A 12,693-nucleotide genomic window follows, 5' to 3' on the forward strand; every position below is an offset into this window, starting at 1 on the left:
CGCCGGTCCGCACCCTCGCGCTCGCGTTCGTCGGGGCGCTCGACGGCACCGTGACCGCCCTGGCGGACCAGGAGCCCCACGACGAGTGGCTCACCGTCCGCGCCGTCACGGGCGTCCTCGGCCTCGCCCCCTCCGCGTACCCCGAGCCCTCGGACGCCCCCTCGCCCGCCCCCGCTTCTCCCGCCACCCGCACTCCCTCACACGACTGACGGAGGTTCCCGCATGAGGCTCCCGGACACCGCGCACACGGCGCGGCCCTGGCGGATACACGAGATCACCCCCGACTTCCGGCTCTACGACGTGTGGGCGCTGCCGACGCCGGGCGGGCCCGACGACTTCCCGCGCCTGATCGAGAACACCGTCGGCGGTGACACGTCCGACTCCCCGTCCTGGATCGCCCGCACGCTCTTCGCGATCCGCTGGAAACTGGGGAAGCTGCTCGGCTGGGACAGCCCGGACTCGGGGGTCGGCCGCCGCGTGCCCACGCTGCGCGACCGGCTCCCCGCCGATCTGCGCGAGGGCCCCCGGGGCCCCGAGTTCACGACCTTGCCCTTCACGTCGGTCTATCTCACGGACGACGAATGGGCCTCGGAGATGGCCAACCGGACCGTGCACGGCGTGATGCACATGAGCTGGGTGCCGGACGGCAAAGGGGGCTACCGCGGCCAGATGGCCGTCCTCGTGAAGCCGAACGGCCTCTTCGGGAAGGCGTACATGGCCGCGATCGGGCCCTTCCGTCATCTGCTCGTGTATCCGCCGCTGATGCGGGAGATCGAGCAGACCTGGCGGGCCGGCGCCAAGTGACCCGGACCGCGTCCCGCACGCGGTCCGGGCGGGGTGGCCGGGGGTTCCGGGGCCCCGCGCGTCCGGCCCCCTACGCCTCCGGCCGCGCCGACGTCAGCGACATGTCCGCGTAGCGGTCGCCCGCCACCCGGTCGGCGATGGGGTCGAGCAGCGCCAGGTCGTCGGCGCTCAGGGTGATGCGGGTGGCCGCGGCGTTCTCCAGGAGGCGGCCGCGCCTGCGGGTGCCCGGGATCGGGACCACGGGCAGGCCGTGGATCTCCGCCCGCCCCTGCACCCACGCCAGGGCGATCTGCGCGGTGGTGGCGCCGTGGCCGGCGGCGACCTCGCGCAGGGGCGCCAGGAGCGTGGCGTTGGCCCTGGCGTTGTCGCCGCTGAAGCGGGGCAGCGTCGACCGGAAGTCGTCGCCGCCCAGCTCGTTGCCCGCGTCGGTGAAGGAGCCCGTCAGAAAACCCCTGCCGAGCGGCGAGTACGGCACGAAGGCGACCCCGAGCTCGGCGGCGGTGCTCACCACGTTCCGTTCGACGTCCCTGCTGAAGAGCGACCACTCCGTCTGCAGGGCGGTGATCGGGTGCACGGCGTGCGCCTCGCGCAGCTCCGGTCCTGTGACCTCGCTCAGGCCCAGGTACCTGACCTTGCCCTCCCGCACCAGCTCGGCCATCGCGCCGACGGACTCGGCGAGCGGGACCGCCGGGTCCCGGCGGTGCATGTAGTAGAGGTCGATGACGTCGACGTCCAGACGGCGCAGGCTCGCCTCGACGGCCTTCCGCAGATACGCGGGGTCGTTGTTGATCGCCCGGTGCCCGGGGTCGTCCTCGCGGAACTCGAAGCCGAACTTGGTGGCCAGCGTGATCTCGTCGCGGTGCGCGGCGACGAACGGCGCGAGGAACCTCTCGTTGGCCCCCATCCCGTACATGTCCGCCGTGTCGATGAGCGTGACGCCCGCCTCGACGGTGGCCTCCAGGGTGTCGCGGGCCGCCGCGTCGTCCGTCTGTCCGTACGCGGCGCTGATGCCCATCGCGCCGAAGCCCTGGACGCCGACGAGGGGACCGCCGGCGCCCAGTTCGACCGTGCCGATCGGCTCGGCGGGCTGCCCGGCAGGGATGTTGTCGGTGGTGTCCGTGGTGCTCATGGAAGATCAAACCCTTTCCGACGCCCGGCAGTTCAGCCGCAGCCTACCGAGGCGGAGGAAGGGGCCCGAGCCCTGCCCCGCCCGTGCGGAAGCGCACCGGGCGCGCACGCCCCCTCAGGCCGCCTGCGCGTGGGTCAGCCGGGCCAGCAGGTCGTCGAGGGTGACCATGCCGGTGAGCAGGCCGTCGTCGTCGCGGACGACGGCGAGCGAGGCCCGGCGTTCGCGCAGCTGCTCGATGGCGTGGCCGACCGTGTCCTGCGCGGCCAGCTCCGGCACCGGGCGGGCCAGGTCGCGCGCGGTGGCCGTCCGGCCCCGGGCGCGGGCGATCAGCGCGTCGCGCGCGTGCACGGAGCCCGCCACCGCCGTGCCGTCGAACACCAGCAGACGGCTGCGGTCGTGCGCGGCGGCCGTGGCGAGGACGTCGTCGATGCCCGCCTGTGCCCGTACGGAGGTGATCCGGTCGGCGGGCGTCTGGAGGTCGCCGACCGGGGTGTGCGGCTGGGTGAGGGAGTTGGTGATCAGCTCCGAGTCGGCCTCGCTGATCAGGCCGAGCCGCTCGGACTCCTCGACGAGGTGGGTGAGCTGCTCGCGGCTGTGCACCGAGGCGAGCGCGTCGCGCGGGGTGACCCGGCACAGGCGGACCAGCGCGTTGCTGACCTTGTTCAGGAGCAGGATCAGCGGGCGCACGGCCTTCACCACCGCACGGAAGGGCGGCGCGAGGAGCATCGCCGAGCGCTCCGGGTGGGCGATCGCCCAGGACTTGGGCGCCATCTCGCCGACGACCATGTGCAGGAAGACCACGACGACCATCGCGAAGGCGAAGGAGACGCCGTAGCTGACGCCACTGGGCAGGCCCAGCTTGTTCAGGAGCGGGTCGAGTTCGTGCGAGATCGCCGGCTTGGAGAGCGAGCCGAGCCCCAGGGTGCAGACGGTGATGCCGAGCTGGGCGCCCGCGAGCATCAGGGACAGCTCGCGCATGCCGGAGAGCGCGGCCTTGGCACCGCGCTGTCCGTCGGCCGCCGCCTTCTCCATGCGGTGGCGCTTGGCGGCGACGAGCGCGAACTCGGCGGCCACGAAGAAGCCGCTGCCGATCAGCAGCAGGACGGTGACGAAGAGGGCCATGGGGAAGCTCATGCGTGCGGCTCCTCCGCGTCGTGCGCCACGGCCCCGGCGATGCGCTCCAGGCGCACCCGCTCGGCGACGTGGCGGTCCAGTGTGCGTACGTCGATGAGCGCGCCGCTGCCGTCGGCCAGTTCGACGGTGACGCGGTCGCCGACCGAGGGGAAGCGGCCGAGCCGGTCGACGATCAGGCCCGAGACCGTGTCGTAGTCGTCCTCCTCGGGCAGCTCGATCCCGGTCGCCTCGGCGACCTCGTCGAGGCGGCGCCCGGCGTCCACCAGCCAGCCGCGGCCGTCCGCGACGGCCGGCTCGACGACGGTGTCGCTCTCGTCGGCGATGTCGCCGACCAGTTCCTCGGCGATGTCCTCGTACGTCACGACGCCCGCCACGCCGCCGTGCTCGTCCAGGACCACGGCGAACTCGTCGTCGCGCTCGCGCATCTGCCGGACCGCGTCGGGCAGTTCGAGGGTGTCGGGCAGCAGGAGCGGGGGGCGGGCCACCGCACCCGTCGTCGTGCCCGCCAGGGCGTCGGCGGACAGCCGGGTCAGCTCGCGGACGCCGAGGACGCCGCCGACGTCGTCGGGGTGGTCGCCGAGGACGGGGTAGTTGGAGTGGCCGTGCTTGGCGATCAGCTCGATCGCGTCGGCCGCGCTCGCGTCCTTGCGGACGAAGACGGCGTCGGCGCGGGGCACCATCACCTCGTCCAGGGTGCGCTCGGAGAACTCCAGGGCGTGGTCGAGGAGGGCCGCGGTGTCCTTGGGGAGCTCGCCCTGCTCGTGGGACTCGCCGATGAGGTGGCCGAGCTCCTCCAGGGTCGCGCCGTGGTGCAGCTCCTCGACCGGCTCGATGCCGATGCGCCGCAGCAGCCGGTTGGCGGCGCTGTCGAAGATCCGTACGACCGGGCCGACCACCTTCAGATACGCGAGGGTGGAGGCGGCCAGCGACTTGGCGAGGCGCTCCGGCACGGCCAGGGCGAGGTTCTTCGGCGCGAGCTCGCCCAGGACCATCTGGACGACGGTGGCGAGCACGAAGGCGAGCACCACGGAGATGCCGCCGACGGCGCCCTCGGGCACGCCCATGCCGGTCAGGGCGGGCCTGAGCAGCGCGGACACGGACGGCTCGGCGATGAAGCCGACGACCAGGCCGGTGACGGTGATGCCGAGCTGGGCGCCCGACAGCATGAAGGACAGCCGCTCCAGCACCTTCAGGGCGCGGGCGGCCCGCTTGTCGCCCGCCGCGGCCTCGCGGGCCAGGGCGAGCCGGTCGGCGGAGACGTACGCGAACTCCTGGGCGACGAAATAGCCGGTGCCTGCCGTCAGGACGAAGACGGCGAGCAGGCCCAGTGCGGCACTCATCCGACACCACCCCGCCGCGTGCCGCGATCAGCCTGGCTGACCAAGATCTGGCGGGATGGTCGGGGACTGTGCCCCGGTGGGTCCGTCGGTCTGGCGGACAAGGTGCTGCTCCTCAGGGTGGATGTGTCAGGACAACGGTCGCGGCGGGGCTGGAGTTCCCCGTCCTCACAGGTCAGCGCACCATGTGCGGACAGCGCACGCCACTGGGCGGGAACGGGACGTCCGTCTCGTCGGTCATCGCGGCGAAGAAGCGGCGCCCCTGGGCCGACTGCCGCGAGGTGGACCAGGTGTAGTCGGCGCACGGTGCGAGGACGGTGTGCACGGCGTGCCGCGCCAGGCCCTGGCCCTGCCAGTGGGCGGCGACGGCGATGTCGCTGATGTGGCCGAGACGGCAGGCGTGACAGACCTGGTAGGCGAGCCGGCCCACCGTCCGGTCGGCGGCGTCGCGGATCAGGACGGCCCGGTGGCCCGCGGGCGGCGCCTCGACGACGCACTCGAAGTGGACGGCGGGCGACCGGGCCGGGCGGCTCACTCGGCTCTGCCCGCGTGCCCGGCGCCCTTGGCGAGGGCGGGCTCCTTGGCGGCGCGGCCCTCGGTGGGGGCGTGGTCCCGTGTGGGCCCGGACCCCTGGGGCGGGCCCGGCCGTCCCTTGGCGAGTACGGCGGCGTCCCGCTTGAACGCCCATGCCATCTCGGGCTCCATCGCGAACCGGAAGGCCCGCTGCACGGGCGGCGTACAGAGCAGGGTGATCACTGTGCCCGCGACGAGGGTCACGGTGATCTCGCCGAGCGGCCGGTGCAGCCAGTCGGCCTCGTACCAGTCCCAGAACCGCGAGCCCTTGGCGAGGAAGCCGTGCAGGAGGTAGCCGTAGAGCGTGCCGGCGCCCAGCGCCGTGAACCACAGCCTGCGCCCCGGCACCCAGGCGAAGAAGCAGGCGACGAGCACCAGCGAGCAGCCGAACATGGCGAGCGTCATGACGCCGCCCGCCCAGCCGGGCGCGGCCAGCTCCTGGGCGCTGTCGCGGCGGTAGAACCACGCGGCGTTCATCCGCGGGGCCGCCCAGTAGGCGAAGACGAGCGCCGCCGCGAACACGGGCAGGGCCAGGATCCGCGCCTCCTTGCGCCGCACCAGCTGGAAGTGGGCGGGCTTCAGGACGAGGCCGAGGACGAAGAAGGGCAGGAACTGCAGGACGCGCTGGAGGTCGAGGTCGTCGCCGATGTCCGGGGACACGGACGCGAGGACCGCGATGCCGAGCGCGAGCGGCAGCGGCCACCGCACGACCTTCCACAGCGGGGTCGTCAGCCGCCAGATGAACAGCGCCACCAGGAACCAGGTGAGGTACCAGGGATCGAGCAGGCTGATGGGGTACGTCGGGTCGTCGCCCGCCCGGCGCTTGAAGAACGTGTACGCGACCTCGAAGATCACGTACGGCACGGCGACCCCCGTGACCAGGCGCTGGAGGCGCCCGGGGCTCGCGTCGAAGCTGCGCGAGAAGTAGCCGGAGATGACGATGAACGCCGGCATGTGGAACGTATAGACGGTGATGTACAGCGCGGCCGCGGCTCTGCTGTCGCCGCGCAGCGGTTCCCACGCGTGCCCCATCGCCACCAGGACGATCGCCAGGTACTTGGCGTTGTCGAAGAACGCGTCCCGTCCCTTGGCCGGGCGGGCCGCGCCCGGCGCGCCGCCCGGGGCCGCCGCGCGGCTCCCGCCGGTCTCACCGGCCTCCTTCGCCGCGGCGGAGACGGGCCGTTGGGGCGGCAGCGGCATGGCGTGGCGTCCCGTGGATCGGACCGTGTCGCTCAAGATGCCTCCCACAGGGAACCTCGGGCCACGCGATCACGTCTTCCAGGGAATGTGGGTGTCGCGTCGTCGCAGAACATCGCGAGCACACTAGCCACACTTCTACAGTCGCGTAAAACCCCACTGGTCGTGAGGCTTCCCATAGGGCGCCCGCGCATCCGCGGCACCCCTATGCTTCTACTCACCTGTAGAGGAAGTGAGGGCGGTCACGTCCGCCTCTCGCGCTCACGCGTACATCCACGTGCATCACGTACATAAGGAGTGAACGCCACGATGGTGTTCAAACGGCTGCTCGGTTCGCTCGGGGTGGGCGGTCCCACGGTCGACACGGTCCTCGACCCGGGCGCCGCCCTGCCCGGCGGCGCCCTGTCGGGCCAGGTCCATCTCCAGGGCGGCGGCACCGACGTCGACATCGAGCACATCGGCCTCGAACTGCTCGCCAGGGTCGAGGCCGAGCACGACGGCGGGGAGAGCGAAGGCGCCGTCGTCTTCGAGCGGTTCACGGTCGGCGGCGGGTTCCGCCTGGGCGAGGGCGAGCGGCGCAGCGTCCCGTTCAGCGTGACCCTGCCCTGGGAGACCCCGGTCACCGAGCTGTACGGCCAGCCCCTGGGCATCGTGCTCGGCGTGCGGACCGAGCTCGCGGTGTCGGGCGCCAAGGACAAGGGCGACCTGGACCCGCTGACCGTGCGACCACTGCCCGCGCAGGAGGCCGTCCTGGAGGCGCTGGGGCAGCTGGAGTTCGGCTTCCGCTCCGCCGACCTGGAGCTGGGCCGCATCGGCGGGACCGGGCAGCAGCTGCCCTTCTACCAGGAGATCGAGCTCACGCCGGCGCCGCGGTACGCCCACGCCGTCAACGAGATCGAGCTGACCTTCCTCGCCCATCCGGGCGGCATGGAGGTGGTCCTGGAGGCCGACAAGCGCGGCGGCTTCTTCTCCGAGGGCCACGACGCGGTCACCCGCTTCACCGTCGGCCACGACGGGGTCGCGCACCAGGACTGGAACACGCTGGTCGACGGCTGGATCCAGCAGCTCGTGGAGCACCGCGCGGCCTACGGGACGCATGCCTCGTACGGGCATCACGACCCCTACGCGGGCGGTCACGGTCACGGCGAGCACCACGGGCACCACCGCTCGGGCCCCGGCGTGGGCACGGCGGTCGCCGCGGGCGCGGCCGGGCTCGCCGTCGGCGTCGTCGGCGGCATGGTCGCGGCCGAGGTCGTCGACGAGGTGGGCGACTTCTTCGAGGGAGACGAGGAGGAGGGCGAGGAGGAGTAGCCGAGCGCCCTCCGCCCGCACGTCGCGGGGTCCGCGTCAGCGGATCCCGTCGAAGTCCTTGCCGACCACCAGGGTCACCGTGCCGCTCGCCGCGCCCGCGTCCGGTTTCGCGCGGACGCCGGGCAGCCGGGAGGCGAGCACCTTGCCCTGCCGCTCCTGGCCCGGCGCGTAGGTGACCGCGGTGTCGCGCGGCCCGCCCTGGACGTTGTCCGTGCCCACGACGGTGAAGCCCTCGGCCCGCAGATCCTCGGCGACGGCGGCGGCCCGCCCGGTGGCGCCGGAGCCGTTGAGGACCTGGACGCGCACCCGTGACGCGTACACCAGGTCCTTGCCGCTCGCCGTCAGCTTCTTCTTATCGACCTCCTTGTCCCTGGCCAGGGAGTCGAACAGCTGGGCGGCCTGCGGGAATTGCCACACCACGTTGGCCCGGTCGGTGGGGACGTCGGCCTCGCGCGGGTAGTTCGGCACGGTCAGGAACGCGAGGCGGTCGCCCGGGATGCCCTTGACCTCGGAGGCGAGGTCGGACAGCGGCTTGATCCCGGCGAGGTCCTTGTCGGTCGTCAGCGAATCGGTGGCCGACTTGAGGAAGCCGTAGAGCGCCTTGGGGCTGGTGAGCTTGGACTGCGCCTTCGCCACCAGGGCCTCCATGAACTCCTGCTGGCGGCCGATGCGCCCGATGTCGGAGCCGTCGCCGACGCTGTAGCGGGTGCGTACGTAGCCAAGCGCCTTCTCGCCCTTGACCGTCTGGCACCCGGCCTTCATGTCGAGGTGGGCCTTCTTGTCGCGGATCGCGGTCTCGGGGCAGACCTCGATGCCCCCCAGGGCGTCGACCATCCCCTTGAACCCCTGGAAGTCGACGGACATGAAGTGGTCGATGCGCAGCCCGGTGTTGGCCTCGATCGTCCTGATGGTGCAGGCCGCGGCCCCGGCGATGTCCCCGCTGGTGCCGCCGATCGCGAACGCCTCGTTGATCTTGAAGTGGTGAGGGGACGACCTGCTGCCGTTCCCCTTGTCGCAGGCGGGGATCTCCACCCGGGAGTCACGCGGGAAGGACACGACCGAGGCCCACTCGCGGTCGGCCGCGATGTGCAGCACCATCAGCGTGTCCGACTGCATCGTCGTCAGGCCCTTGCCGTACTTGGCGTTGGCGCCGTCGCGGCTGTCCGAGCCGACGACGAGGATGTTCTTGGAACCCGGGCTGAGCTTGTCGGGACGGTCCCCGCCCAGCTTGTCGTCGACGTCCGCGCCATGGATGTTGCCGTTGAGGTCCGTGTATATCCACGCGCCGACGCCGGCGACCCCGAGGATCAACACCGAGAACGTCCCCGCGATCCACAGCAGGACCCTGCCCCGCCGCGTCAGCCGGGTCGGTCCGCGCCCGCTCGGGGCGCGCCGCCTTCCTTTGCCACTCACCGGCGCTCGCTCCTCCGCCCGCATGGTCGTGCGGTCCGTCCGTATGGTCACGAATGCGGGAACTCTACAGTGCTGTAGAAGCTGGCCGACCATCGCCGAGCGGACCCCGAGACCAAGGTCATGAACGCATTCGTCGCACTGTAGACGCTCGGATCCGGCCCGGAGGGCGAAAGCCGGGCGATGGGTGCAACATCCAAACAACTCGCCTCTCTGCGTGGCCGGTTCGGCACCGTGCGCAGCCGTGACGGCCCCCCACATACCTCTACAGTGCTGTAGATTCCCCGTGGGTCCGCACCGCGGGCCGCAGCGGCATCCCCGGCTCGCGCCGGCACCCGGCCCGACCACGACACAGACAGGACCGAAGTGTTCGGACTGAGCGAGATAGCGGTCATCCTCATCGTCGTCATCGTCTTCCTCGGCGCCAAGAGGCTCCCCGAGCTGACCCGCTCCGCGGGCAAGTCCGCGCGCATCCTCAAGGCCGAGGCCAAGGCCATGAAGAAGGCGGACGCGGCGGCCGACGGCCAGACCAAGGAGGGCAAGGTCGTGGAGGGCCGGGTCGTCGACGCAGACACCGCCTCGCCCGACGACCGGACCGGCTGGCCGCCCCCGCGTCACTGAAGTGCCGACGGCAGGACGCCTCCGGTTCATGTGGCACTGGTGAGGTGATCGACAAGTCACGAACTCACCTGAACTCAGTCGAGGAGTCACCAATGTCCCGAGCGCGCCGTTCGCGCCGTACCCTGATCGTCGCCGCGTCCGTGGTCGCCGCCGGCGCCACCGCCGCCGTGGCCGTCACCGCCACGGCCGGGGCCTCCGGTACCAAGGAGCAGGCCGAGCGGGCGATCAAGGGCGGGAAGGCGAAGAACGTCATCCTGCTGATAGGCGACGGCATGGGTGACTCGGAGATCACCCTCGCGCGCGACTACACCGTCGGTGCCAACGGCCGCCTGAACATGGACAAGTTCCCGCTGACCGGCTCGTACACCACCTACGCGGTGCACGCCGACGGCACGCCGGACTACGTCACCGACTCGGCGGCCAGCGGCAGCGGCTGGGCGACCGGCGTGAAGACCGTCAACGGCCGGATCTCCAAGACGCCGGACACCGACAAGGCCGTGCCCACGCTTCTCGAACTCGCCCAGAAGAAGGGGTACGCGACCGGTTCGGTGACCACCGCCGAGCTCACCGACGCCACCCCGGCCGTGCTCGCCTCTCACGCCACCGACCGCAGCTGCCAGGGCCCCGCCGACATGGCCAAGTGCCCCAAGGACACCCTCGCCAAGGGCGGCCCCGGCTCGATCGCCGAGCAGAGCGTCAACCACAAGGTCGACGTCCTCCTCGGCGGCGGCAAGCAGCGCTTCGACCAGAAGGTCACCGACGGCACGTACAAGGGCCTGACCGTCACCGAGCAGGCCAAGAAGCTCGGCTACCAGGTCGTCACCAACGACAAGGAGCTGGCGAAGGTCAAGTCCGTCAAGGGCGGCAAGCCCGTCCTCGGTCTCTTCGCCCCCGGCAACGTCCCCGTCGAGTGGACCGGCAAGGCCGCCGCCCAGGGCGGCACCGACCCGCAGCGCTGCACCACCTCCAACCCGAACCGTCCCGCGGGCACCCCGGCCCTGGCGGACCAGGCGACCAAGGCCATCAAGCTCCTGGAGGCCAAGCAGAAGGCCGGCAAGAGCAAGCAGGGCTTCTTCCTCCAGGTCGAGGGCGCCTCGATCGACAAGCAGGACCACGCCGCCGACCCGTGCGGCCAGATCGGCGAGACCGCCGCCTTCGACCGCGCCGTCAAGGTCGCCCGCGACTACGCCGCCAAGCACCCCGACACCCTGGTCGTCACCACCGCCGACCACGCGCACACCAGCCAGATCGTGCCGCTGGAGGCCACCCCGCCCGGCCTGTCGTCGACGCTCGTCACCGACGAGGGCCAGCAGCTGAAGGTCAACTACTCGACCAACACGCCGGGCAAGTCCCAGGAGCACACCGGTACCCAGGTCCGCATCGCGGCGCAGGGCCCGCAGGCCTACCGCGTGCTCGGCGTGACCAACCAGACCGACCTGTTCACGACCGTCCGTGAGGCGCTGCGCCTGCGCTGACGGCACGTACGTCCCCATGACGGCGGGCGGTGCACGGCCTTGAGGGGCCGTCACCGCCCGCCGTTCGTCGTGCCCCAGGGCCCCTCCTCCCCGCGCCGCGCGAACTCGGCGGGAACCAGGCCGGACCGGCGTCCGACTAGTGGTCGGCGGGTGGTGATCGGCACGGCCCGCGCGCCAACAGCCGTGTGGACGAGGGGATGTCATGACCGAGGCCGTTTCCGTGGCGCCGTCGGTGGGCCGCGGCCGGCTGCCGACCACGCTGGCCCTGCTCTCCGTGACGCTGGTGGTCTCCGTCCTGGCCGGCATCGCGCTCGGGCCGACCGTCGTGCCGCCGGGCGACGTCGTGCGGTTCGTGTCCGCGGCCCTGACCGGCGGGACCATCGGCGCGGACGAGGTGACCGGGTACTCCATCGTCTGGCACGTGCGGGCTCCGCGCGTGCTGCTCGCCGCGGTCGTGGGCGCCGGGCTGTCCGTCGTGGGGGTCGCCGTCCAGGCGCTGGTGCGCAACGCCCTCGCGGACCCGTTCGTCCTGGGCATCTCCTCGGGCGCCTCCGTGGGGGCCACCGCGGTCGTGGTGTTCGGGCTCTTCGCCGGGCTCGGGGTCTACGCCCTGTCGGCCGCCGCCTTCCTCGGCGCCCTCGGCGCGACGGTGCTCGTCTACCTCGCCGCGCGCGGCCCGCTGGGGCTGACCCCGCTGCGGCTCGTACTGACCGGGGTGGCGCTCGCGTACGGATTCCAGGCGCTGATGAGCGTCCTGGTGTTCCTCTCCCCGAACGGGCAGGCCGCGCGGACCGTGCTGTTCTGGCTGCTCGGCAGCCTCGGCTCGGCGTCCTGGGAGTCGCTGCCCCTGGTGACGGCCGCGGTCGCCGTCGCCGTCGTGGTCCTGCTGCGGCAGAGCCGGGCGCTCGACGTGCTGGCGCTCGGCGACGAGACCGCGGCCGGCCTGGGCGTGGACGCGCACACCCTGCGGCGCGGCCTGTTCGTGCTCACCGCCGCCGTCACCGGGCTGATCGTCGCGGTCAGCGGCGCGATCGGTTTCGTCGGTCTCGTGCTGCCCCATGTGGTGCGGATCTGGGTCGGCGCCACGCACCGGCGGGTGCTCGCGGTGGCGCCGCTGGCCGGTGCCTGCTTCATGGTCTGGGTCGACCTGGTCGCCCGGACCGCCTTCGCCCCCGAGGAACTGCCGCTCGGGGTGATCACCGCCCTGATCGGCGTGCCGGTGTTCCTCACGCTGATGCGCCGCCGCGGCCACCTCTTCGGGGGCCGCTAGATGATCCTCTCCCTCCGTGACCTGACGGTCGAGGCCGCCGGGCGCGCGCTCGTGGACCGGCTGACCGTCGAGGTGGCGACCGGCTCGGTCGTCGGGCTCGTCGGTCCGAACGGCAGCGGCAAGTCGACCGCCCTGCGCTGCGTCTACCGCGCCCTGCGGCCGACGTCCGGGGCCGTGCTGCTCGACGGCACCGACCTGACGTCGCTGAAACCGCGCGAGAGCGCCCGTTCGATCGCCGCGCTGACCCAGGAGAGCAGCACCGAACTCGACTTCACCGTCGAGGAGTTGGTCGCGCTCGGCCGCACCCCGCACGCACCCGGCAATCGCCCGCTGACCGCCCGCGAACGGGAGCTGTGCCGGCGGGCGATGGACCGGCTGGACGTCGCCCATCTCGCGGACCGCGGCGTGCTGACCCTCTCCGGCGGCGAGCGC

The 12,693-nt window shown here is 72.3% G+C and carries 12 protein-coding genes and 1 pseudogene; 7 read left to right on the top strand and 6 right to left on the bottom strand.

Going from position 1 to position 12,693, the window contains the following annotated elements; all coding sequences use genetic code 11:
* Positions 1-209 (top strand): annotated as a pseudogene (locus AOK22_RS18170) (hypothetical protein); the annotation flags it as partial.
* 13 nt (positions 210-222) lie between these two features.
* On the top strand, positions 223-804 hold the full coding sequence (locus AOK22_RS18175) for a DUF2867 domain-containing protein (RefSeq protein ID WP_055699721.1): 582 nt from the start codon (positions 223-225) through the stop codon (positions 802-804).
* Between the two features lie 70 nt (positions 805-874).
* Here AOK22_RS18175 and AOK22_RS18180 read toward each other — a convergent pair whose 3' ends face one another.
* The 5 genes from AOK22_RS18180 to AOK22_RS18200 form a co-directional block, all read right to left on the bottom strand.
* Positions 875-1,933, bottom strand: coding sequence for an aldo/keto reductase (locus tag AOK22_RS18180; RefSeq protein ID WP_055699722.1), 1,059 nt, complete (start codon positions 1,931-1,933; stop codon positions 875-877).
* A 114-nt stretch (positions 1,934-2,047) separates the two neighbouring features.
* On the bottom strand, positions 2,048-3,067 hold the full coding sequence (locus AOK22_RS18185; RefSeq protein ID WP_055699723.1) for a hemolysin family protein: 1,020 nt from the start codon (positions 3,065-3,067) through the stop codon (positions 2,048-2,050).
* Complete coding sequence (locus AOK22_RS18190) at positions 3,064-4,407, bottom strand: hemolysin family protein (RefSeq protein ID WP_055699724.1); 1,344 nt, start codon at positions 4,405-4,407, stop codon at positions 3,064-3,066. Before AOK22_RS18190 ends, AOK22_RS18185 begins: the two co-directional genes overlap by 4 nt.
* A gap of 172 nt (positions 4,408-4,579) precedes the next feature.
* Positions 4,580-4,939 (bottom strand): GNAT family N-acetyltransferase, encoded by a 360-nt coding sequence (locus tag AOK22_RS18195; RefSeq protein WP_055699725.1) that lies wholly within the window; start codon positions 4,937-4,939, stop codon positions 4,580-4,582.
* On the bottom strand, positions 4,936-6,177 hold the full coding sequence (locus AOK22_RS18200) for an acyltransferase family protein (RefSeq protein ID WP_079036653.1): 1,242 nt from the start codon (positions 6,175-6,177) through the stop codon (positions 4,936-4,938). Before AOK22_RS18200 ends, AOK22_RS18195 begins: the two co-directional genes overlap by 4 nt.
* A gap of 306 nt (positions 6,178-6,483) precedes the next feature.
* On the opposite strand from AOK22_RS18200, the gene AOK22_RS18205 reads away from it, so the two are divergent.
* Entirely contained in the window at positions 6,484-7,485 is a 1,002-nt protein-coding gene (locus AOK22_RS18205) for a sporulation protein (protein WP_055699726.1), read from the top strand.
* A 36-nt stretch (positions 7,486-7,521) separates the two neighbouring features.
* Here the strand turns inward: AOK22_RS18205 and AOK22_RS18210 are convergent, their stop codons facing one another.
* Positions 7,522-8,898, bottom strand: coding sequence for an LCP family protein (locus tag AOK22_RS18210; RefSeq protein ID WP_237773419.1), 1,377 nt, complete (start codon positions 8,896-8,898; stop codon positions 7,522-7,524).
* A gap of 363 nt (positions 8,899-9,261) precedes the next feature.
* On the opposite strand from AOK22_RS18210, the gene AOK22_RS18215 reads away from it, so the two are divergent.
* The 4 genes from AOK22_RS18215 to AOK22_RS42810 all read left to right on the top strand — a co-directional run.
* Complete coding sequence (locus AOK22_RS18215; protein ID WP_055699727.1) at positions 9,262-9,516, top strand: twin-arginine translocase TatA/TatE family subunit; 255 nt, start codon at positions 9,262-9,264, stop codon at positions 9,514-9,516.
* Between the two features lie 92 nt (positions 9,517-9,608).
* Positions 9,609-10,991, top strand: a complete 1,383-nt coding sequence (gene phoA, locus AOK22_RS18220; RefSeq protein ID WP_055699728.1) for an alkaline phosphatase — start codon at positions 9,609-9,611, stop codon at positions 10,989-10,991.
* Between the two features lie 202 nt (positions 10,992-11,193).
* A complete protein-coding gene (locus tag AOK22_RS18225) occupies positions 11,194-12,261 on the top strand; it encodes a FecCD family ABC transporter permease (RefSeq protein ID WP_055699729.1) in 1,068 nt (355 codons plus the stop codon).
* On the top strand, positions 12,262-12,693 hold a 432-nt coding region (locus AOK22_RS42810), incomplete at its 3' end, for an ABC transporter ATP-binding protein (protein WP_244164863.1).

Source organism: Streptomyces silaceus (assembly GCF_001419745.1).
Taxonomy (GTDB): domain Bacteria; phylum Actinomycetota; class Actinomycetes; order Streptomycetales; family Streptomycetaceae; genus Streptomyces; species Streptomyces silaceus.

What these genes read in the sequence shown, in the direction of transcription:
- AOK22_RS18200 (WP_079036653.1), bottom strand. Translation starts at nt 6,177, where the DNA reads ATGCCGCTGCCGCCCCAACGGCCCGTCTCCGCCGCGGCGAAGGAGGCC.
- AOK22_RS18185 (WP_055699723.1), bottom strand. Translation starts at nt 3,067, where the DNA reads ATGAGCTTCCCCATGGCCCTCTTCGTCACCGTCCTGCTGCTGATCGGC.
- AOK22_RS18190 (WP_055699724.1), bottom strand. Translation starts at nt 4,407, where the DNA reads ATGAGTGCCGCACTGGGCCTGCTCGCCGTCTTCGTCCTGACGGCAGGC.
- AOK22_RS18225 (WP_055699729.1), top strand. Translation starts at nt 11,194, where the DNA reads ATGACCGAGGCCGTTTCCGTGGCGCCGTCGGTGGGCCGCGGCCGGCTG.
- AOK22_RS18180 (WP_055699722.1), bottom strand. Translation starts at nt 1,933, where the DNA reads ATGAGCACCACGGACACCACCGACAACATCCCTGCCGGGCAGCCCGCC.
- AOK22_RS18205 (WP_055699726.1), top strand. Translation starts at nt 6,484, where the DNA reads ATGGTGTTCAAACGGCTGCTCGGTTCGCTCGGGGTGGGCGGTCCCACG.
- AOK22_RS18175 (WP_055699721.1), top strand. Translation starts at nt 223, where the DNA reads ATGAGGCTCCCGGACACCGCGCACACGGCGCGGCCCTGGCGGATACAC.
- phoA (WP_055699728.1), top strand. Translation starts at nt 9,609, where the DNA reads ATGTCCCGAGCGCGCCGTTCGCGCCGTACCCTGATCGTCGCCGCGTCC.